Consider the following 23327-nt stretch of genomic DNA (forward strand, 5'->3'; position numbering starts at 1 on the left):
ATTAAACTCCTAATTCGTATGAAGTTCCGATTCCTAAGATGGTGACATCATCCATCATCGGGGCATTTCCCCGAAAGGAATGGAACTCTTCCATAAGATACTGAACGGTATCGGCTAAACTAAATCCTAAACTCCTGGCAGAGTGAAAACTGGAAAGCAATTTGGATTCACCAAGTAAATTTCCTTTCTCATTTTCCTGCTCCAAATACCCATCAGAGATCATAAACAATCGATCTCCAAGACCAAATGGCACTATACTATCAGAATACTCCACATCTTTCTCAAGACCCAACATGAGACCCGACTCATTTAATGGCACAATTTCTGATTTGTTCAATACATATGGTTCATTATGACCAGCGGAAGCATAAACAAGTAAATTTTCTTCCATTTTTAAATCCACGATCACAGCAGTGAATTGATTGGACTTTTTACCATACCTATCAATAAAAATCTGATTCAATGCATATAATACGTCAGATGGATTTTGCGCGTTGTGTTTTAAATGATCATACTCTGCTTTGATTGCCATTGTGATGAGAGCTGCCTGAACACCATGACCTATGGCATCCGCTAAAAACAGGCGAATTTTCGACTTCTCTAAACGAATCACATCGAAGATATCCCCCCCTACTTCTGCCATGGGTTCGAACTTTGATGCAAAATCCAAATGCGCAATGTGTTTTAATCCAAGTGGTAAAATATTCCTTTGTATGGTTTTAGCCGTTTCCAAATCTTCTTGGATGATTTTTAAAGATTGTGTGAGTTTTGCGGTTCTTTCTTTAACCATCACTTCCAAAGTTTCATTCTGTAATCGTAACTCTTTGTTTTTCTGAATGAGGACTTGGTTTTCTCGTTGTTCTGCATTTCTAATTCTTGCGGTTAACAACTTTAATAAAGTCAAAGTCATCTCTGGACTTGTTTGGATTAAACGATGAAAATCTTCTCTCGTTAATTTATACAAGATAGACTTTTCTTTCGTTGTGATATTCACAGTTCTTGGAGCGGAATCAATTAAAGATATTTCTCCAAAATAATCACCTGATACTAAATCTCCGATCACGAGTATTTCTTGTTTGGTTTCATCAAGATATTTCCAAACTTCTACTGAACCCTTATCAATAAAATAAAAAGAGTCACCTAACGTATATTGTTCGATTACCAAAGAACCTGAATCAAATTCAACTTTTTTCATTTCCTTAATAAGGAAACTTAAATCAACAGTTGGTTTATCTTCAAGTCCCATCGGATAGGTATTTCAATCGCCTTCGCGGTTGACTGCTTCTAATGTATATGCTGGTTTACAAAGTGACCAATATTCTGCATCCTCTGTGAATGGATTGGAATACCGAACCCTTGATCCTTTTTTGATAAGTATCGATTCACCTGCTGAAAGAATCAATGTTTCTCCATCCACTTCAATTTGTTTTTTACCACGTACCATCAAAGTCCACTCGTCAAAATTTGGTGTTTGAAATGGTTCACCCCAACCAGGTGGAGCAATCATATGGGCAATCGAAATATCATTTGTGTTTGTGCTAGGAATACCAAAGTGTTCTTCGATGGTTTTATTCCCTGGGACAGGAATGATGGTTGGATTATTTTGGTGGATATAACCCATGTTAATTACCTGGGAATCTGAAGGAAAACTTATGTTTGAGAAGGTCTTCTGTATATGCCCATAAATTCCTTCTTGCTGATTTATCATACGATATAGGTGAACTATTTCGTTCTTTCTTTTTTACAAAATATTTTCCAGAAATTTGATTCAAACCAGGCTCTGTTGCCAAATATATAGATGTTTCCGCACCTTTGTCTTCAGAGATAGCAAAAATGTTTTGTGCAAAAGTTAATACTACTTTTGCCAAACCATCATTGTTTTGTCCAAATTTAGTTTTTACGAACCCAGGGTGTAAACAGTTTACTGTTATTTTTGTTTGATTGAGTCTTTCCGCTAATTCATATGTGAAATAGATATTCATCAATTTTGATCGTTGGTATTGTTTCCAACCAGAGTAATTGGATTCACCCATCATATCCTTGAAATCCAATGCAACACCTTCATGTGCACGAGAAGCAACATTGATGATTCTACCTTGATTCGAATTCTTTAAAGATGGTAATAATCCGAGAGCCATAATGAAATAATTTAAGTGGTTCAAAGCAAATGTTGATTCTATTCCTTCGCTTGTGATAACGCGTTTGTCAAAATAAGCTCCTGCATTATTCAATAGTACGTCAATTTTTGGATGGTTGCTCCGAATTTTTTCTGTTAAAGAAAATGTCTCTTTTGCAATGGACAAGTCAGCAACGTACGAATGTACTTTCACACCATGGACTTGTAAACTATAGACTAACGCAGAAAGTTTATCTGGATTTCTGCCAACTAGTATCAACTCATGATTTGATTTTGCAAATGAATGTGCACACACTCTACCAATTCCATCTGTTGCACCTGTGATTAAGATTATTTGATTCATGATGTAAATTCCTCGTTTTGTTTTTTAGGGATACTGAATTGAAATATAGAACCTGAAGTTCCATCGCTATCTGCAGAAAGGGTTCCACCATTAACCGTCACAAATTCAGAACATAACAACAATCCAATTCCATTACCGGTTTCTCCAAGGGTTCCAATAGACTTAATGACCTCACCTGCTTTAAACAACTTATCAATCGTAGTTTTGGACATACCAACGCCAAAATCACGAACAGAAACTAACCAGTGATACCCTGTATCAATTGCTGAAATTTCAATTTTCCCATTTTGATGGCTAAACTTCAATGCATTAGAGATTAAATTTCGAATCACTGTAATGATCATACGATCGTCACAATACACCATCGCATGATTTGGGATTTTATTTTCGAAATGTATTCCCTTGTTTTTTGCGCTCAAATTGAATAGTTCAATGCATTCCAAAACAATTGAGTCCAAACGATAATAATTTGGTCTAAATTCCTCTTGTCCTCGTTGTAACTTAGACCATTCTAATAAATTTTCCAATAAAGAAAAAACAGATTCTGTAGCATCTACCAAGGATTGGGTCATTCCTGCCAATGCATCTTCCTTCTTTTTCATGTCTTCATTTAGAACTTTGAGTAACATTTTGATCCCGGCAAGCGGACCACGTAAATCATGTGAGATGATCGATAAGAATCGATCCTTGGTTCCATTGGCAACGAGTAGTTCTCTATTCACATTTGCCATTTGTTTCTCAAGATTTCTTTGTTCAGTATTATCTCGAAATACCAATACCATCCCAATTTTTTTACGATTAGAGTCTCGGATTTGTTTTGCTGTGACTTCCCAAAATTTTTTGTCTTTTTCCCATGACCATTTAGAGAACGTTTTTTTCTCTGATAAATGGTCTAGTTTAGAAATCAACTCTGGTGTATGGTGGAAAAAAACATTATGAGGTAAGAGGGAAACATTTTTATCTTTCACTGAGAATAAGTTCTCTGCAGAAATATTCCAATCAACGACTCTATGATTAAAATCGAGTATTACTACTGCTTCGTCGAGTTCATCAACAATTTCACTTCGCACAAGTGGAACTAAATCAAACATGCGATAGTATCCAATGGCAAAAAAGATCATTATTGCCTGCATTGTACACATAACAGCGGTTATATTCATACCAGGAAGTGGCCTAATACCTAATTTATGTAATATTGCAGCTACCCATATAAACAAAAATGATAACAAAATAAGAAGATAACGGTTCCTTTCCGTTGACTTCGTTTTTAATATTCCGCGAAATAGAAGAATCGCAACAAACACTGACCAAAAAAATGACAGAAGGTAAGACGCGATAAACCCACCAATATTTGTTTCTTGTATCCACTGGGTCCTTCCGTTGACATTCACCAGATATGTATCCAATGTTAAGGTCTTAAATAATGGATCTAATACACAAACCGCTAATGTGAACAAAGGCTGAAGAAAAAGTAACACCCAAAATCGTTTGGTTAATAAATGGCGGTTGTTTGTAAATTCGATAGAGACAAGCACCATACCAACGTTGGCAATTGAAACCCCTATATATAGCAAACTAATAAATGTTCGGTGTAAATGAGTATTAATGTATAGAAAGTCAATTCCATAGAATCCGGTCCAAAGCATGGAACCAAAAACTAGAATCAATAAATATTTAACTAAATTGAGTCGAAAGGATTTAAGAACAAATAGCCCCAATCCTAGATTGAAGCTAAATGCTAAAAAGAGTAAAACACTATATGGATGGTATTGCCACAAACTAAGGCTCGTCGCTACTTAACATCTCGCAGTTACCATCAAAGACAACGCCATCCGCGATTTGTAATTTAGCTGTGCGAATGTTGCCTTGTACTTTACCAGTTGATAACATTTCTAACCTTTGTGTTGCCGTTACATTTCCGACAATTGTTCCACCAACCACAACGGTTCCTGCTTTGATATTTGCTTTGACTCGAGCACCTTCGCTGATCACCAAATATCCGTCTGAAATAATTTCGCCAGTAAAGTCCCCTGAAATTTGAAGAGGTTTTTTAAAAGCCAATGTTCCACTGAAAGCAGTTTCTTTTCCAAGGATAGTCGCGATTACTCCGTGTTCGGTGATAGTTGGTTGCATTTCTTTTTTTGACATAGTTCCTATTTTGTTTTCATGTTATAAACTCCATCCCAATCTTCAGGAGGAGGATCTGCGATATAATCGTCACAACGTTCAATGTAAAGTTTGGAAGGACCGTCTTCAGGATGGATGGCCAATCCTTTTTTGAATTCTTCTTTTGCTTCGACAAATTTTCGGGATTTGTACAATGTAAGTGCCTGGTTATAATGGACTAACACTGCCTTCATTTTCTCACTTACGATCATTTGGGCTCCTTAAAGAATACGACAACGGCGGTTGAATAGTGGTCTGCGTGGCTAATCGACACTGAACTACCCGTAAATCCTTTCTCACGGAAAAACTTCTCAGTTTTCCCATGGATGACTAGCGTTTTTTTCCCAAAATTAGTGCCAGCTAGTTCAATCTCGCGCATATCGGCAACCTGTCCAGGTTCTAAATCGAGGGCTTTGATGACCGCTTCTTTACAAGCAAAACGACCTGCTAAAAAAGGTACAGGATCTTTGTGTTTGTGACAGTATTCCACTTCATCGTCGGTGAAAACCCGCTTCAAAAACCGATCACCATGTTTTTGTAATAAATCTCGAATTCGTTCGTTTTCGACAATGTCGTTCCCGACTGATAACATAAGTAGATTTATTTACGTCGAAGTTCTGTGAGTCGAGCAAATAATCGGTTGTTTTCTTTATGGTATGGCCGTCTTAATTTCACTCGTTCCGAATAATCAAACGCAGCAGCAATATCCCCATTGGAAAAGAGTGCCTCTGCAATATAAAACAAAGTCAAACTGTCTGAAGGATTTTTTTGAATGTATGAAACGGCAAACTGTAATGGGAAAACAGACATTCTATGTTCCGTGTAAAGGTATATCTTTTGAAAAGAAAGGGGGGCTTCGTTGATATCTGGGAAATGAGATGAAATCATTTTTTCAACCTCTGCCCAATGTTTTTGTTTGTACAATGTGAGAGCCCTTAAGTAGATTATGTGTTTCGGATGTGTCTTCGGAATGATTATTTCGGAGCCTATTCCCGTGTATTCTACCCGAATCAAAGAAAGATCATCAATCAAATCCCCTTGTCTTTTGATTGCGTCACGAATCAAATTTAGATCACCCATTCCCTCAAGCGCGGTTTTCAAAAATAATTCGTCATCTTCATTCACTTCCATTTCCTGCTCGGAACCAATTAGGATATCATCTCTCCCATCCGAACCAATTAGTAAAACATCTCCCTGTTCCATTTGGAATGTATTAATTTGCAGACTTTTCTTGGATGCCAAGAGTCCCAATTTCGCACACACATAGTTATGTGGTAGGAAAAATGTTTTTCCGTTACGGTATATGACGGGCCGAGGGTGTTCCGCATTCAAAAAATAAAAAAATCCAGTTTCATCATCGATCAAACAAAGAAACATTGAGATCAACATGGATCCGTCAAATGTTACAAGTGTGTTGTGTAATTCAAAATATGCATTACTCACCCATCTTTCAGGAGTGATGTCTCTTACATCCTCTGACTGGCCATTTCGTTTGATAATAGCTTCAAAAACCGATCCAATCACAAGTGCACCACTAGCACCTTGCATCGATTTTCCCATTGCATCTCCATTCAATACTACAATGTATTTTTTGTTTTGTAATTGAATGGAAGACGAAACACATAAATCTCCTCCGATTTCTGAATTCCATTGTTTGTATGAAAATTTTTTCTTTTGTTCCGTTAAGAACTGAATATTCATATTCGATGATCGGGCATGATTTTGTGTGAGTGGTTCAATCAATAATGATGCTAAAAAATAATCACCGTCCTGCTGTTCTTTGAGTCCTTGCACTTCCGTCAATGCAGAATTTAATTCCTTGGTCCTTTCATCTACTTTTTGTTCCAAGTTTGAATATAATAGTGAGTTTTCAATCGACACAGCAATTTGCGAAGATAAAATCTTAAGAATTTCAACTCTGCCTGGAGTAAATGCATCTGTCGTTAGGTTATTTTCCAAATACACGATCCCAACAACTGTTCCATGACTCAAAATTGGATAACACAATAATGATTTTGGAAAATATGTTTTTACATATGGATCGTTTTTAAAATCACCTTCTCTTGCCGCATCTCCACAAATCACAACCAATCCTGTTCTCACAACATACGCGATAATCTGAGTTGGAATTTTATTTTGGTTAATTGTTGAAATTTGGTTTGTGAAGTCTAATTCAAAGGGTGAATCTGCATATACAGATACAGTTTCTGTTTCCAAATTCGACTCGGCAATCACCTGCCATTTTGAATCTAAGTTTAATATGAAATAACCACGTTCAGCACCGGCATTCTCGAGTATGATTTTCATCATTTTTTCCAAAAGTCGATTGAGTTGGATTTCACCGGAAATTGTTTGAGATGCTTTGATGACTGTATTGATATCTAAGTTTGAACCAACGTCTCCAAATATATCTTTTGTTGTACTCAATAAGGAAACATTATCTGTTGAATCGGTTCTAAAATTCCTACCTATATATTTTTTGAGAGAGATATGTTCCGCTTCTAATTGTTTCACCTTGGAAATAAAACCATATTTGCCATAACGATAATGAGCTTCTACAAGGTGTAAGTTACTATACTGATCGAAACCTGTTTCTCTCCACATTCTAACCAGAATTTCGTTTGCAATGGCTTCTTCTAATATATATCCAGATTCTCTTGCTGAAGTAATGGCCGATTTACAAGCGATCACAGCCTCTGATTTTTGATTTGAGATATATAACTCAATTGCTGAAACAATTTCATATTTATGACCAAAATTGTCAGGAGAGTTATTGGCCCAAACCTTAAGCCTTTTTGAAAACGATTTTAATCGTTTCAATAAATACTTATTTGAAATTTCATTAGAGGCAGAAGCATTCGATAATAATTCATAAACTACTAAAGAGCCAAAAAATACATGTTCAGGAACAAACATCATTCCAAACACAGCACCCTCCAACTCATCCAACTTTAATGATGCTTGGTATGCTTTATTGATATCACCTAAGAAATATTCCAACCTAAGAGTACATAAATAATAATCAAAAAGTGCATTCGAATTCCCTGCCGATTCCCATTCTTTTACAATTTCGGATTCTGAAAAATATCTACCTTCCAAACTGAGTGGGTCAGAAGATTCAGCTCGCATATTTTCAACCATTTGCATATTCAATCGATGCACTTGGTAGGCATGGTGTTGGCGTAAACTCAGAAGAGATGAATCATAACGAAGTTGGCTTTTATAGAGGTCATCTAAGTTCTCTCTATACATCAAACCTTGAAAATGAATATTATTTAAAGAATATGATGCATATTGTAAATCACCAGTTTCCATTCCAACGAGGAAACTTTCCCAAAACAAATTTTTACCTTCACGTGCATGATTTTTCCAAGGCGAAATCATACAGGTATACATAAAAATTGTTCTACATTTGAATGTTTTTGATTCAAATAAATCAAGTAATTTGACACCCAATTTACCAAATTTTAATCCAGATTCATAATCTCCTAGACCTGAACCTTGGATCATACCCATGGCGCAAAATCCAAAAGCACTCAACTCACAAAGGCCATTCACCAAACTATAGTTAACCATTTTGAGTACGATCACAGGGAATAAATTTGGCTCTGCTAAAAAAGAAGGTGCAATACAAGCATTTAGCAAACGCATAATCGCCAAATACTTAGGATCACTTGAGAGAGGTAAATTTCCTAATTCCTCTATTTTTTTTGAACCCAACCTAAGTTTAAATTTAATAATTTCCGGTAAAGGCGACAATGTAGTGGCATTTTTTGGTAATCGGACTCCTAAAAGTTTAAGAGCTTGTTTCAGTGTTACCAAAACTTCCTTCATTTTGTTTTGGGTCACAAGCATAGAAGATTGGAGCTCATACACTAAAATCTTTTCTAAATCTGTTTTGGTTTTTTTTAGAATATAATTAAAACTTTTTTCAGCTTTTTCAAAGTTCTTAGATAAATACGCTGACCTTGCATAAGCTAGGTGCAACTTCAATGTGTTATCGTAATGAGTTTCCCATTCTTCATCTTTCATCAACCCGACCATACGTTCAAAAAAAGTAAACGCAGCGTCGTAAGCGGATGAATTTAATGCTTTAAATCCTGCCCTTTCATTTAAAGTCCTCAATTGAACCAATTCTTGGTCTTTCGTAATTTGAGAAGCGCCTAAATTGAGTTGGTTTACAATTGTAAACAAATGATCATCAAGTTTGTATTTATAAAGAATCGATAAATAAGTTTTACCAATTTTATAATGTAACTTAGACTTTTCTTCTGGGGATATGATTTTATAAATTGCTTCGCGAATTTTATCGTGCGTGAAGTTGGCATCGTCCAAACCTAAAATTAAAAATTCTTCGTTAGCTAATGCAACTAAATCCATAGATGCAAGATGAAATGGTCTTTCTGCTATGGTTGCATATATATCATGTCGAAACCAGTTTCCAATACACGCAGTTAATTTTAAAGTCTCAATTAAGTTAGGTGGTTGAAGATTAATTTTATCAATAATCAAATCAATGACATTTTCAGAAATATTAACCGAATTGATTTTTTCTTTATCCCAAACCCAACGATTTTCAATGAATTGTATATAAGATCTTTCATAAAGATTCTTAAACATTTCGTTGACATGAAACGGATTCCCTTTTGTTTTTTTCCAAATAATTTCCGATATTCCAGTGATTTCCGACTCTGGCAAAGATAGGGTTTCGGATACTAATAATGAAATATCACTTTCCCTCAACGGATCTAATTGAATTTCGGTGATAGATGTTTTTGTTTCCCTCAGTTCCTCCAACATACGAAAAAATGGATCAGTAGGATACACTTCGTTGTCTCGATAAGAAAGAATTATAAAAAAATAAAATAATTCAGGATCGGTGATGACCTCTTTTAGCAATAGAATACTTGAGGAATCGGCCCATTGTAAATCATCCAAAAACATAACAACTGGATGTTCTTTAGTACAAACTGTTCGCAAAAATTTGCGAAATACTAAATGAAATCGATTTTCAGTTTCTACCGTATCAAGTTCTGGAGGGATCGGAACATTACCCAAAAGTTGGGATAACTCAGGGACTACATCGATAATAAGTTTGGCATTAGTACCTAGAGCCTGGGAAAGTATTGTTTTCCATTCCTTAACAGATGTTTCATTTTCAGATAACAGCTGCTTTACTAACCCTTGCAATGCTAAATTGATGGCACGGTATGGAATTGATTTTTTATATAAATCAAATTTACCAGATGTAAAATATGCCCTTTCAATGGTAACAGGTTTTTGTATTTCGTTAATGAGAGCAGATTTTCCAATCCCTGAACGTCCCGAAATTAAAAAGGTTTCAATTTTACCTTCGGTAGCATTTAAGAATTTTTCCTCAAAAGTTTGTAACTGAGTTTCCCTTCCATATAATTTCTTTGGAATTTGAAAACGAGAAGACTTATCATTTTTTGCTAATTCCATATGGAAGGAATCAAGTTCTTCTTTACCATTTTCCAATAATACAGATTGGATTGTGATCAAATCAGAGAGTAATCCAGTTGCAGTTTGGTAACGATCTTCCGGATTCTTTTCCAAAAGTTTCATGATTAAATCAGACAATATTTTTGGAGCATGACTTCTTTCTTTTGGAGATAAAGGGATTCGCGCAAGATGAGCGTGAACCATCTCCAAACTATCTGTGTATAAAAATGGAAGTTCACCTGTGATCAATTGGTATAAAGTAACACCCAATGAATAGAAGTCCGTACGATAATCAACCGTACGATTCATGCGACCAGTCTGTTCTGGCGATATATGAGCCAACGTTCCCGTTAAATTTTGGTTCATCGGGAGATAAAAACTTCTATGTGTCAGCAAAGTGGCTGATCCAAAATCAATGATTTTTAAATTACCAGTTTCAGGATGAAAGATGATATTTTGTGCTTTAATATCATTATGTACAACTTTTGCTTTATGAATATCACTAAGAGCCTTACATATTTCGATAGATATATTTAAAAATGTCTGTAAATTGCTATATTTGCCACTTAACTGAAGTTTTGCGAGATCGAAATATTCAATGTGAGGAAAAACAATAGCAACTGTATTTTGGTATGACTCAAACCCAAGGGGTTTTAATGTATAGGGAGAATCAATAGTTTTTAGAATTTCAAATTCATTTTTAAATCTGGTAATCTCATGATTATCTGGATAGTCCCGATTTAGGAGTTTTACGACTACCGGAGTTTTTTTATCGTCTTCCCCAATGTAAACAGAGCTTCGTTTCCCCAAATGGAGCTCTTTTGTTACTTTATATTTTCCAATCGTAAACAAAAGAATTCCTTATCTTGCCGTTTTTCCACCGTCGACAGGAATCACAGCACCTGTAATGAATGCCGCACCCTCTCCAGACAACCAAACACATGTTTTAGCAACTTCTTCTGGGGTTGCCATTCTTCCTAGTGCATACGATTTCATTCTTTCTTTTTTCACTTCTTCAGGATTTGGTACATTCGCATAAAATACATCATCCATTTCTGTTTGGATCCCACCAGGGCAAAGTGCAATAACTCTTATCCCATTTGCTCCATATTCTAATGCTGCTGATTTTGTAAGTCCAATGATTCCATGTTTTGACATTGAGTAAGGACCTGCCTTTTCTTTTCCACGGAGACCCAAAGCTGAAGATACATTAATAATTACACCACCATCACCTTGTTTCAGAAACTGTTTCAATTCAAATTGCATGGATAAAAATGTACCTTTTAAGTTTACATCCATTACTGAATCAAAAATATCCAAAGGATAATCCGCAGTCGTTTTTAATACACCAGAGATCCCTGCATTGTTGACCGCAACATCGATACGACCATACTTTTCTATGATGGTTTCTACAAAATTACGAACTGCTTCCGATTGTGTGACATCACATTTGAAATATAGTCCCTCCCCACCTTGTTTTTTTAAGAGAGAAAGAGTTTCCTCACCTTCTTGTTTTCTGCGGCCGCAAAATCCGACCACATAACCCGCATTAGCATACTCTAATACAATTGATCTACCTAAGCCAGATGTTCCACCCGTAACTAAAGCGACTTTTTTCTCTTTCATTGGATTTCCCTATCTTCTATCAATCTTCCATATCGATTGATTGCTTCCTTTACATTTGCCCGATCCAATTCCGAAATTTCTTCAAAACGAAATCCTGCAAAAAAGGTATCTTCATTATTATCGTCTTCTTTTACCCATAATAAAATACAAGTTCCATGTACGAAACCAACAATATCAAAATGCATAAAAAATTCTAGCTGTTGTTTCGTAGACAAACTGCCTGGGTGGATTCCTGAGCACCGCACCATAAACCCTGAATTTGAGATATTTTCAATGGTAGAAACGATATTACGTCCATTTTCACGGATTGAAATATTATTTTTAAATCGATCCAAAATTCGAAACCTTGGATCGATTTCATACACTTCTTCTTGTGTGCTTTTTAAGCGTTTGTAGACTTTTAAAGGCAAAATACTTGCTGCCATTTCTATCTTGGTGATCTCTTGATTTTCTTGGTACGCCGTGATAGCAAGCTTCGAATAGTTCCAATAACCAGCTTTGCTGAATTTCACCTCTTTTGCCTTTGCCCTAAGTTTGATGGGCATATTCATTTTAGCATATTGAAAAAATTCTGAATTCAAATATAACAATAAGAAGGTGACATCTTCAAACGGAACTTTTCCAAACATATGATTACATGCGATTCCAAATTGCCTTGCTGCTTCTACAATTTGCATTCCAGATATATGTTTTAAATTGGGTGGTGAAAAAAATTTGTGAGTAGGTGGAATGTATAAATTCGCAAAAAAAGTATCTCGTTTCGGAATCTCTGGGAACCTTTCAAAGATTTCAGAAAGCATCGATTTTTCAACATTTCCTACATAATAATCTCTACGTTTGACAAGTTGTAAAATTTTTATCTCATCTGCTTCTGTCACCAAATCATTTAAGACATACTGCTCGATTTCTTGATCAAAGTGATAAAATTGACTCAGAAACTCTTTCCCAGAATCATCAATATTTGCTTCATTCAAAATTCTATCTGCAGATTCTTTTCGAATTCGAGAAGGAATTGTTTTTAATTGATAATAACTACCCGTTTGATCAGTCCTTTTATAATAGTAGAATAGAAGGAATTCTCTGTCTTGATTGTTCAGTTTTGGTAAAACATCATGTTCCATGATATCAGCCAAAATCAATCGAGGCAGTGCTCTTCTTATATTCGAAACAAAACTATCATCTTGGTAGTATGTGCGAGTGTATCGTTTATCAAGGGGTAAAACGGTAGGGAGATCTTCTTTTTCGGAAACCTTCATTTGTATCAACCAGGAATCTACTCTAGGATTAGTCCGTAGATTCCAATGGGATAGGTTTCAGCGCAAGTAATTTAACATCGATTTGACAAAATTAAGTTAATTTCACCTAACAACAGTTACTGAGCATGGTGCATAGTGTACAACACGATCTGATACACTACCCATGATGAATCTTCCTAAAATTCCATGCCCTCGGCTTCCAATCACGATCAAATCGGCCTTTTCTTTTTCTGCCAACTTGCATATTTCTTCAGCAGGATATCCTTCCAAAACCACACGTTCCCATTTCACTGATGTTTCATCTAAGATAGGATGAATCTTTTCAAACCTTTGTTCAGAAATCCACTTGACTCTGTCTTTTCCAGGAGGAGCGGCATCATAATAACCAGGAAGCGGACCAAAATCTTCAATGACTTCTACAACGTAACAAATTGCTTTACTTGCTTTTGCTATTGCCAATCCAAATTCCAAGGCTTTTGCTGAACTGGGTGAACCATCAATTGGAATGATCAGTTTTTGAATTAATTTTTCCATAGAAAGATACTACCATGCTCCTTTGGATTGTGAAAGTGAATTTCCATTGACAATTATCAAAAGATTCCGAACGGCTTCCCAAAAATCTCTTATCTTAAAGAAATCAAATCGAAACTTTTATCCTGGAAAAACCTTGGAATTCAAATTAGTAAGTCTATTATTTTTTTCTACCATCATCTTCTTTTGTGAGGTAGTATGCCACCAAAATGGGAATGGTTGTGACAAGAATTACAAATACAGCAACAACGTTTGTCACAGGCCTTTGTCTAGGACGAATAAATTCTGTTAACATCCAAATGGGAACTGTGGATTGTTGGCCTGCCGTAAAAGTTGTGACAATCACTTCATCAAATGACAAAGCAAAAGACAACATTCCACCAGCTAACAATGCTGTGGCGATATTTGGCAATATGACAAAGCGAAATGTTTGCCAAGGATTGGCTCCTAAATCCATCGAAGCTTCCACCATTGAATGAGAACTTCTTCGTAACCTTGCCAGGACATTATTATAAACAGTTACGATACAAAATGTTGCATGTGCTATGACGATGGTCCATGTACTAAAAGGAATCCCAAACAAGGACATCGCAGACCGAAGTGAAATCCCTGTTACAATTCCCGGAAGTGCAATGGGTAAAATTACAAGAAAGGATATAATTTCCTTTCCAAAAAACTGACTTCGATAAACAGCAAGGCAGGCAAGTGTTCCTAAAAAAATAGCAATGAAGGTTGAAATCAATGCAACCTGTGAAGAAAGAATGATGGCCTCCCATATATCATTGCGATCCCATGCCACCCCAAACCACTTAGTTGTAAAACCAGGAAGTGGGAATTGAAATGTTTTTTCATCGGTAGAAAAAGCATACATGATGATGAGTAGAATGGGAATGTGGATGAATAAAAAACCGAATAAAGTTGCAGTTCTTAAACCGATAGATCCTAAGTTCCATTTAGAGCGCATCAAATGCTCCTAATCGTTTTGCAATCGATAGATATACCATCATGATGATGATGGGAACGACTGAAAATGCAGCAGCAAGTGGAATGTTCCCTGCCGTCCCTTGGTGTGTATAAACAGCCATTCCAATAAAATAACTCGAATTACCTATGATGGTAGGAATGATATAATCACCAAGAGTTAAGGAAAATGTAAAAATAGAACCTGCGACAACTCCTGGGAAAGCCAAAGGTAATATCACCTTACGAAAGGTTTGCGAAGGCCCACCACCTAGATCTGAAGATGCTTCCAAAAGGGATTTTGGAATTCTTTCCAGTGATGCTTGGATCGGTAAAATCATGTAAGGTAACCATATATATACGAAAACAAGAAACATCCCAATATATGAAAATGATAAGGAACTACCTCCAATCACAGGGATGGCAAGAACCACATCCAACAAATGTAAGAGACCAAGCTGATCAAGGCACCATGTCAAAATCCCTTCTTTTGCCATGATCAGTTTCCAAGAATATACTTTGACTAAATAACTGGACCACAATGGTAACATCACACCCAAATATAGAATTGGTTTGAGAGTTGGACCTGCATTCATCGCCATAAAATAGGCGATGGGGAATGCAATGATCGCACTCACAACCGTCACGGTAAACGCCATCGTTGTTGTACGGATGATGATATCCCAATTCGTACTTTGACGAAACAAATCATAATAGGATTCTAATGTAAACTCGCGTTTGATCACACCTGAGAAGGAATCAATGGAGAAAAAACTTTGGATGAGTAGCGTAAACAACGAACCTAAATATACGACTCCAAGCCAGATGAGAAGTGGTGCCAAAAGCAAAAAAAGCGCCAAACTTTTTCTGTAAAACAAGAAGGTAAAAAACTTATCAAAGGTACTAGTCATGGGAATTACCTTATAACAAGTGTACGTCGGAGTCTTTCCAGCCGACGAGGACTTCAGATCCAACTGCAATATGATCCGCAGATATTTTTAAGTTTTGAGTGGATGCAATGATACGAGAACCATTTGGTGTTTCAAAATGCATTTTAGAAGTCGCACCTGAATATACCTGGCTTTTTAAAATGGCTTTAAAGGTTCTATAACCTGTTGAATGGTTGTCTTCTTTGGCGTTGGCAAAAACATGAACCCTTTCTGGACGAACCATTAGTTTGCCATCACGACCGGTAAGGCGTTTTGTTTCTTCTACACTTAAGATATTAGAAGTGCCGACGAAGTTGGCAACAAACTCTGTTTTGGGTCGGTTGTACAATTCTTCTGGTGTTGCAATTTGCTCTACCTTTCCTTTATTAAACACCGCAATGCGGTCAGACATGGAAAGTGCTTCTTCTTGGTCATGGGTCACAAATATAAATGTGATCCCTACTTCTTTTTGGATGGCCTTAAGTTCGAGTTGCATTTCTTCCCTAAGTTTTAAATCAAGTGCACCCAATGGCTCATCTAACAGAAGTACACCGGGCCGATTAATGAGTGCTCTAGCAAGAGCTATCCTTTGCCTTTGCCCACCTGATAATTCCGATGGTTTCCTCTTCCCAACATCAGGGAGACGTACCATCGAAAGCATTTCAGAAACACGTTTATTGATTTCAGTATTTGGAAGTTTTTTGATTTTCAAACCATAACCCACGTTTTCTGCAACAGACATATGGGGAAAAAGGGCATAATCTTGGAATACTGTGTTTACATTTCTTTTGTAAGGAGGGATACCAGTGACATCAACTCCTTCCAAAAGAACCCTTCCTGAACTTGTATCTTGGAAACCAGCCACCATTCGGAGGCAAGTTGTTTTACCAGACCCGGAAGGGCCTAACATCGAAAAGAACTCACCTTTTTTTATCCCAAAGGAGACATCATCCACCGCTATAAATTGGTCGAATTTCCTTGTAACATTTTGAAATTCGACATCGTAAATTTGGTCCATTCTATCTCCTTTAGAATTCTTATGATGTTAGGATTTTACTTACTTCCAATGATGGAAATATAATCTTCTGCCCATTTTTTGTAAGGTATACATTTTCTTCCACCGGAACAATCTTCTTTCGGAGTTCTCCAAAATGAGATTTTTTCAAAGTTGTTGAAACCGTTTACAGCACAACCAGTGTCCCCTAGTAAAGCATTTCCTTTACAAGCAGCAGGAACAGAAGGAACAGAACCAAACCAAGATGCTAAGTCACCTTGCACTTTCGGAGAAAGAGAGTGTTCCAACCATTTGTAAGCACAGTTAACATGTTTAGAATCTTTGTGTAACATTGTGCTATCTGCCCATCCAGTCGCTCCTTCCACAGGAACAATTGAAGCAACAGGTTGTTTTTCGCTCACGAGTAAGTTAACTTGGAATGGCCAAGTAGAAGAAGCAACTAAACCTTCTTTTTTAAAGTCGTCAACTTGCACCATTGCATCATGCCAGTATTTCGGAACAAGTTGTCTTTGTTTCTTTAATACTTCGATCACAGCATTATATTGTTTTTCATCAAGTTCATATGGATCTTGGATCCCTAACTCAGGTTTTGCGACTTTGAGATACAATGCAGCATCAGCGATGTAAATTGGTCCGTCAAAAGCCTGTACTCTTCCTTTGTTTGATTTACCATCAGGGAGTACTTGTTCTTCAAATACAACATTCCAACTAGTCGGTGCTTTTTTGAAAACTTTTGTGTTGTACATGAGTACGTTTGGACCCCATTGGTAAGGAACACCATAATGTTTTCCATCAACAGTGTGCCATGGAGCATTTTGTAATCGAGAGTCAATGTTTTTCCAACTTGGAATAAGCTCCGTATTGATCTCTTGGACTTTGTTACCTGCAACCAAACGGAGGGATGCATCTCCCGAAGCTGTGACTAAGTCAAAGCCACCTTCATTCATAAGTGCTACCATCTCATCTGATGTAGCGGCAGTTTTTACATTTACTTTACAGCCTGTATTTTTTTCAAATTCGGTGACCCAGTCATACCCTTTGTCTGTTTCACCACGTTCTATGTAACCTGGCCAAGCAACGATGGATACTTCTCCCTCGCCTTGTCCAATTTCGGAAACCTTTGTTTCTTTTTTACCGCAGTTTACCGCTAATGCGATCGAAAGTACTGCCGTAAAAAAAACCACTCGTTTGTATGAATCGAATTTCATAAACCTATGTGCTCCTGGTTTTACTTATGTCAGGCATTAGATACCAAAAAATCAAAATTAAGCAACCAATTCTGGAGTTTTCAAAAAAAAGGTAGGAATTTTTAGGAGGCAAGGTTTCAGTGAAAGCACAGGTTTCGTATGAAATACATCAAAGACAAAGACCTTTTTCGCCAGGAAAATTTCATTGGTGGGGTTTGGTGCCCTGCAGAAAACAAAAAAGAAATTTTAGTACAAAACCCTGCCACAGGGGAAACGATTGGGAACATTCCCCATTCCACTGAAAAAGATACATTGGTCGCCATTCGTTCAGCCAAAGTGGCATTCGATGATTGGAAATCTCGACCTGCCAAAGAACGAGCAGGGATCCTTCGTAAATGGTTCCAACTCATGATGGAAAACCAAGAAGACCTAGCTCTCATCATGACCCAGGAACAAGGCAAGCCACTAACAGAAGCTAGGGGGGAAATCGCTTATGCAGCTTCCTACATTGAATGGTTTGGAGAAGAAGCCAAACGCCATTATGGAGATATCATCCCTTCCCATAGAAAGGATACACGAATCCTTGTTTTAAAAGAACCTGTTGGAGTTGTGGGAACCATCACTCCTTGGAATTTCCCAGCAGCGATGCTTGCTCGTAAAGTGGCTCCTGCACTTGCGGCAGGTTGCACTGTGGTTTCTAAACCGGCAGAACTCACTCCATATTCTGCCCTTGCAATGGCAGTTCTTGCGGAACGCGCAGGGCTTCCCAAAGGCGTCTGGAATGTGTTAGTTGGTGACCCAATTGCCATCGGGAAAGCGATTTTGGAAAGTAAAGATGTTCGTAAACTCAGTTTCACAGGTTCCACAAAAACAGGAATATATTTGATGGAAAAATCAGCACATACCTTAAAGAAACTTTCCCTTGAACTAGGTGGCAATGCACCTTTTATCGTATTTGAAGATGCTGATTTAGACGAAGCAGTCAAAGGTGCGATGTTATCGAAATACAGAAACACGGGACAAACCTGTGTTTGTGTGAACCGATTTCTTGTTCATACAAATGTAGCTGAGTCTTTTGCCAAAAAACTCGCTGAAAAAACCAAAGAACTTGTGGTCGCTAATGGAATGGAACCTAGTGCCAGCCAAGGACCTTTAATCAATGAGGCTGCAGTGGAGAAAGTCAAGGCCCATATCCAAGATGCAGTAGGAAAAGGAGCCAAGATTTTAATTGGAGGCAACACACACCATTTAGGTGGAAATTTCTTCGAACCAACAGTTTTGTATCCAGTAAATTCATCTATGATCGTAACAAAGGAAGAAACATTTGGACCTGTATCTTGTATCCAAACCTTCCAAACGGAAGAAGAAGCGATCCAACTTGCAAACGATACTGACTTTGGTCTTGCCTCTTATTTTTACACTAAAGACATGGCACGTATTTTTAGAGTCGCAGAACAGCTGGAATATGGGATGGTAGGCATTAACGAAGGGATTATTTCTTCCGAACAAGTCCCTTTTGGTGGAGTCAAATTTTCAGGTATGGGACGCGAAGGCTCCAAATACGGTCTCGATGATTATACAGTAACCAAATATCTCTGCCTTGGAGGAATCAAATGACGGGCAATCAAAAACAAACCAACAAAACTCTCTGGGAAAGAAGATTAAAAAATGTTCCAAGAGGGGTCACGACCGCCTATCCGGTGTTTGCCGAAAAAGCCACCAATGCAGAGATTTGGGATATCGAAGGCAAAAGATTCATTGATTTTGGTGGTGGGATTGGCGTTCAAAATACGGGTCACTGCCATCCGAAAGTAGTCGCTGCTATCCACAAACAAGTGGACAAGGTGCTCCATACTGCCTTCCAAATCATGCCATATGAACCATACATTGATCTCTGCGAAAAATTAAATGCAAAAGCACTAATTGATGGGGATGCCAAAACCATTTTATTTTCTTCTGGTGCAGAAGCACTTGAGAATGCAGTGAAAATTGCAAGGGCAGCAACAGGAAGGCCAGGGATTATTAGTTTCCTTGGTGGATTCCATGGTCGTACGATGATGGCACTTGCCTTAACGGGAAAGGTAATTCCTTATAAAAAAGGATTTGGGCCGTTTTCCAGTGATGTTTACCACATCCCTTTCCCAATGGAATATCATGGGGTAACAGAAGAAGATTCTTTAAAAGCGCTGGGCAACTTATTCAAAGCTGATATTGATCCAACTCGAGTCGCAGCAATAGCCATCGAACCCGTGCAAGGTGAAGGAGGATTTTATATTGCCTCTCCAAGTTTCTTAAAAAAACTGAGAGCCATTTGTGATGAACATGGAATTTTACTCATTGCAGATGAAGTACAATCTGGATTTGCAAGGACTGGTAAACTTTTTGCCATCGAACACTCTGGAGTGAAACCAGACCTCATCACCACAGCAAAATCACTTGCAGCTGGTATGCCTCTATCTGCTGTGATAGGCAAAACATCCATCATGGATTCTGTGGAACCGGGTGGGCTTGGCGGAACCTATGCAGGAAACCCAGTGGCCTGTGCAGCAGGAATTGCGGTGATGGACCTTATCGAAGAGGAAGGGATCCTTCAAAAATCAGTGAACTTAGGAAATCTTCTCATAAAAGAACTGAATGAAATCAAAAAAACCAATTCCAATATCGGCGAAATACGCGGATTAGGTGGAATGGTTGCCTTTGAACTCGTAGAAAATGGGGACCCTCACAAACCTTCTGCCGACATGGCAAAAAAATTAACGACAAAAGCATTAGAACATGGACTTGTTTTACTCTCTTGTGGTGTGTATGGTAACGTGATCAGAATCCTCGTTCCCATCACTGCCGAGGAATCCATCGTAAAAGAAGGCCTTAACATCATAGCAAAATCATTAAAGGAAATCTAATCTAAATATGAAACAGTATACACTTTGGATTGATGGGAAATGGACAAATACTTCCGGCGGAAAAACGATGGGTATCGAAGACCCAGCTACAGGCAAACAAATTGCAAAGGTAGTTGATGCAAGCGCTGCTGACGTCGACAAAGCAGCCAAAGCGGCACACAAAGCTTTTTATGATGGCCGGTGGTCCGGACTCACACCTAGCGAACGTTCCAAAGCCATTTGGAAATTAGCAGACCTACTCGAAGAAAAAACAAAGGAATTTGCAAAATGGGAATCTCTCAATGCGGGGAAACCTTACAAAAACTTAAGTTTGGCGGGAGACATTCCGTTTGCCATCGATAACATTCGTTTTTTTGCAACAGCTGCACGTGATGTTCATGGAAGCCGTGCAAACGAATACCAACCAGGATACACATCCATCTTACGAAGAGAACCAGTTGGTGTTGTTGGCCAAATCGCCCCTTGGAACTACCCCCTACTCATGGCAGTATGGAAATTTGGACCTGCCCTTGCTGCCGGTTGTACTATCATCTTAAAACCTGCACCAGGAACCCCTATCACCACACTCATGTTAGCGGAACTCACCAAAAAAGCAGGTATCCCTGATGGAGTCATCAATATTGTCACAGGTGGTAATGCCACAGGACAAGCCATTGTGGACCATCCTCTGGTTCGAATGGTATCTCTCACGGGTTCCACAGGCACTGGAAAAAATATCATGAAATCGGCATCGGATTCTTTGAAACGAGTGCATTTAGAATTAGGTGGGAAGGCACCACTTGTTGTCTTTGATGATGTTGATATCAATTTGTTTGCCACAAAAGCGGCGTTTGGTGCCACTTGTAATTCAGGTCAGGACTGTACTGCAGCAACAAGAATCATCGTACCAAAATCATTACAAAAAAAGATCACCGATGCTGTGGTGGATGCTATGAAAGCAGTAAAGGTAGGTGATCCTTTCAACGATAAAACAGATATGGGACCACTCATCTCTCAAATCCACAGAGAGCGAGTCATCGGTTTTATGGACCGAGCCAAAAAACAAGGAGCCAAAATCCTAACGGGTGGAGGAATTCCAAAAGGATTCGATAAAGGATACTTTTTTGAACCAACAGTTGTGACTGATGTCAAACAAAACTTCGACATTGTGCAAAACGAAATTTTTGGTCCCGTTCTTACCATCCAATCTTATGACAAAGAAGAAGAAGCAGTAAAACTTGCCAATGATGTCAACTATGGACTCGCTTCTTCAATTTGGACAAAGGATGTAGCACGTGCTATGCGAGTTGCAAAACAACTGGAATTTGGAACAGTTTGGGTAAATGACCATCTTCCACTTGCATCAGAAACACCACATGGTGGTTTCAAACAATCAGGATTTGGTAAGGATCTATCGATTGAATCGGTGGGTGATTACCTCATCACAAAACATGTGATGGTCGGTGGGGTTTAAAATCTCATTTACATATTAGAATTCTTTGGGTGTCTAATATACCATGGCATCCAAAGAAAATCCCATTGTCTCTTTTTTCCAATGGTTAACTCCACGTTTCCACTTACTAGATGATTTAGACAAACCTGGCACCATTGAATCGGTCCAAAAAGGTGGTGAACTCGTTGGTTCCAATCTTTGGACGCTGATCTTTGCCATCTTCATTGCAAGCATTGGCCTCAATGTCAATTCTACTGCTGTCATCATTGGAGCTATGCTCATCTCACCTCTCATGGGTCCCATCGTGGGTATTGGTTTTGCAGCAGCGACAAATGACTTCGATCAACTCAAACGTTTTTTACGAACACTTTTTGTGGCAACAATTGCAAGTATCACCACTTCGTTTATTTATTTTTCTCTCTCACCGATTAGTGAAGCACAATCCGAACTCTTAGCACGCACAACACCTACCATTTATGATGCTTTGATTGCTCTTTTTGGTGGAGCCACAGGGATCATTGCCAATACCAGAAAAGAAAAAGGGACGGCCATTGCAGGGGTTGCCATTGCAACAGCTCTTATGCCTCCACTATGTACGGCTGGCTTTGGTCTCTCACAGGGGAATTGGCAATTCTTTTTTGGTGCAATTTATTTATATCTCATCAACTCCATCTTTATTGCAATCGCTACTTTCATTTTTGTGCGTTATATGGACTTTCCTAAAGTGAATTGGGGACTTTATAAAGAAAAGGAAACTAAAGTAAAACTTTATTTATCTCTATTTGCTATCATCGTGCTAATTCCATCTGTGTTTACAGCAATTCAAATTGTTCGTTCCTCCTATTTTAAAGGGAAAGCAGAAGAGTTCATAAAGAAAGAAATTGTTACGGATGGTAGAAGGGTATTGGAAAAAAACATTGTGTACGGTAGAAAACCTAAAATTGAAATAACTCTCCTCGGTACAAAAATTGATACCATACAAGAAGTTGAGCTGAAAAACAAACTTAAGTATTATTCAATGGAAGGGGCCGATCTTGTTCTACACCAAGACCTTTCCACTACCAATTTGGATAAGTTAAAATTCGAAATCCTTTCTGAACTTTATCAAAACCAATTGGATTTGGGAACATGGAATACTGAGATGATCGCAAAAGAACTACAGATTTTTTTTCCTAATTTGGTATCAGCAAGTTTTGCCAAAACAAAAAAGTTTGATATGAATGAAAATTTATATCGTGAAACCAATCTATTTGATTCCGAATGGAAAAAACTACCAACACAAGAAGAAAGTTTGAAATTAGAAGCTTACATCCGATTGAGGTCAGGTGAATCTGAAATCGAACTCATCACAAGATTACAATCCAAAACCAAACAATAGT

General features: G+C 37.9%; 19 protein-coding genes. 4 read left to right on the plus strand and 15 right to left on the minus strand.

What is annotated here, in order from left to right:
* Position 1: 1 nt before the first annotated feature.
* The 15 genes from EHQ43_RS09105 to EHQ43_RS09175 all read right to left on the minus strand — a co-directional run bounded on the left by EHQ43_RS09105 (position 2) and on the right by EHQ43_RS09175 (position 17634).
* A complete protein-coding gene (locus EHQ43_RS09105; protein WP_135740652.1) occupies positions 2-1246 on the minus strand; it encodes a PP2C family protein-serine/threonine phosphatase in 1245 nt (414 codons plus the stop codon).
* Positions 1247-1258: 12 nt separating this feature from the next.
* The gene (locus EHQ43_RS09110; protein ID WP_135770920.1) at positions 1259-1621 is read right to left on the minus strand and encodes a cupin domain-containing protein; all 363 of its coding nucleotides are present in this window, start codon (positions 1619-1621) and stop codon (positions 1259-1261) included.
* 1 nt (position 1622) lies between these two features.
* Entirely contained in the window at positions 1623-2480 is an 858-nt protein-coding gene (locus tag EHQ43_RS09115) for an SDR family NAD(P)-dependent oxidoreductase (RefSeq protein ID WP_135770922.1), read from the minus strand.
* On the minus strand, positions 2477-4258 hold the full coding sequence (locus EHQ43_RS09120; protein WP_135770924.1) for a sensor histidine kinase: 1782 nt from the start codon (positions 4256-4258) through the stop codon (positions 2477-2479). The genes EHQ43_RS09115 and EHQ43_RS09120 overlap by 4 nt, the downstream gene beginning before the upstream one ends.
* A gap of 1 nt (position 4259) precedes the next feature.
* On the minus strand, positions 4260-4628 hold the full coding sequence (locus EHQ43_RS09125) for a bactofilin family protein (protein WP_135740648.1): 369 nt from the start codon (positions 4626-4628) through the stop codon (positions 4260-4262).
* A gap of 5 nt (positions 4629-4633) precedes the next feature.
* Positions 4634-4855, minus strand: a complete 222-nt coding sequence (locus EHQ43_RS09130) for a tetratricopeptide repeat protein (protein WP_208731001.1) — start codon at positions 4853-4855, stop codon at positions 4634-4636.
* Positions 4855-5238 (minus strand): holo-ACP synthase, encoded by a 384-nt coding sequence (gene acpS, locus EHQ43_RS09135; protein ID WP_135740646.1) that lies wholly within the window; start codon positions 5236-5238, stop codon positions 4855-4857. Before acpS ends, EHQ43_RS09130 begins: the two co-directional genes overlap by 1 nt.
* 8 nt (positions 5239-5246) lie before the next feature.
* Positions 5247-10961: a protein kinase domain-containing protein gene (locus EHQ43_RS09140; protein ID WP_135753123.1), complete on the minus strand. Its 5715-nt coding sequence runs from the start codon at positions 10959-10961 to the stop codon at positions 5247-5249.
* Between the two features lie 9 nt (positions 10962-10970).
* The gene (locus EHQ43_RS09145; protein ID WP_135740644.1) at positions 10971-11735 is read right to left on the minus strand and encodes an SDR family NAD(P)-dependent oxidoreductase; all 765 of its coding nucleotides are present in this window, start codon (positions 11733-11735) and stop codon (positions 10971-10973) included.
* Complete coding sequence (locus EHQ43_RS09150) at positions 11732-12991, minus strand: AfsA-related hotdog domain-containing protein (RefSeq protein ID WP_135740643.1); 1260 nt, start codon at positions 12989-12991, stop codon at positions 11732-11734. Before EHQ43_RS09150 ends, EHQ43_RS09145 begins: the two co-directional genes overlap by 4 nt.
* A 102-nt stretch (positions 12992-13093) precedes the next feature.
* Entirely contained in the window at positions 13094-13525 is a 432-nt protein-coding gene (locus tag EHQ43_RS09155; protein WP_135740642.1) for a universal stress protein, read from the minus strand.
* A gap of 157 nt (positions 13526-13682) precedes the next feature.
* Positions 13683-14486, minus strand: a complete 804-nt coding sequence (locus EHQ43_RS09160; protein ID WP_135740641.1) for an ABC transporter permease — start codon at positions 14484-14486, stop codon at positions 13683-13685.
* Positions 14476-15393 carry an ABC transporter permease gene (locus EHQ43_RS09165; RefSeq protein WP_135740640.1) on the minus strand — a complete coding sequence of 306 codons (918 nt, stop codon included), beginning with the start codon at positions 15391-15393 and terminating at the stop codon, positions 14476-14478. The genes EHQ43_RS09160 and EHQ43_RS09165 overlap by 11 nt, the downstream gene beginning before the upstream one ends.
* A 10-nt stretch (positions 15394-15403) precedes the next feature.
* Positions 15404-16429 (minus strand): ABC transporter ATP-binding protein, encoded by a 1026-nt coding sequence (locus tag EHQ43_RS09170; protein ID WP_135770926.1) that lies wholly within the window; start codon positions 16427-16429, stop codon positions 15404-15406.
* Between the two features lie 35 nt (positions 16430-16464).
* Positions 16465-17634 carry an ABC transporter substrate-binding protein gene (locus EHQ43_RS09175; protein ID WP_135770928.1) on the minus strand — a complete coding sequence of 390 codons (1170 nt, stop codon included), beginning with the start codon at positions 17632-17634 and terminating at the stop codon, positions 16465-16467.
* A gap of 138 nt (positions 17635-17772) precedes the next feature.
* Between EHQ43_RS09175 and EHQ43_RS09180 the strand changes: the two genes are divergently transcribed.
* Genes EHQ43_RS09180 through EHQ43_RS09195 form a run of 4 tightly spaced genes read left to right on the plus strand, consistent with a single transcriptional unit; the run spans position 17773 to position 23326 of the window.
* A complete protein-coding gene (locus tag EHQ43_RS09180; protein ID WP_135770930.1) occupies positions 17773-19230 on the plus strand; it encodes an NAD-dependent succinate-semialdehyde dehydrogenase in 1458 nt (485 codons plus the stop codon).
* A complete protein-coding gene (gabT, locus tag EHQ43_RS09185) occupies positions 19227-20516 on the plus strand; it encodes a 4-aminobutyrate--2-oxoglutarate transaminase (protein WP_135770932.1) in 1290 nt (429 codons plus the stop codon). The genes EHQ43_RS09180 and gabT overlap by 4 nt, the downstream gene beginning before the upstream one ends.
* 7 nt (positions 20517-20523) lie before the next feature.
* Positions 20524-21969, plus strand: coding sequence for a gamma-aminobutyraldehyde dehydrogenase (locus EHQ43_RS09190; protein ID WP_135740635.1), 1446 nt, complete (start codon positions 20524-20526; stop codon positions 21967-21969).
* A 43-nt stretch (positions 21970-22012) separates the two neighbouring features.
* Positions 22013-23326, plus strand: a complete 1314-nt coding sequence (locus EHQ43_RS09195; protein WP_135770934.1) for a DUF389 domain-containing protein — start codon at positions 22013-22015, stop codon at positions 23324-23326.
* Position 23327: the final 1 nt, after the last annotated feature.

This window comes from Leptospira bouyouniensis, assembly GCF_004769525.1.
Lineage (GTDB): Bacteria > Spirochaetota > Leptospiria > Leptospirales > Leptospiraceae > Leptospira_A > Leptospira_A bouyouniensis.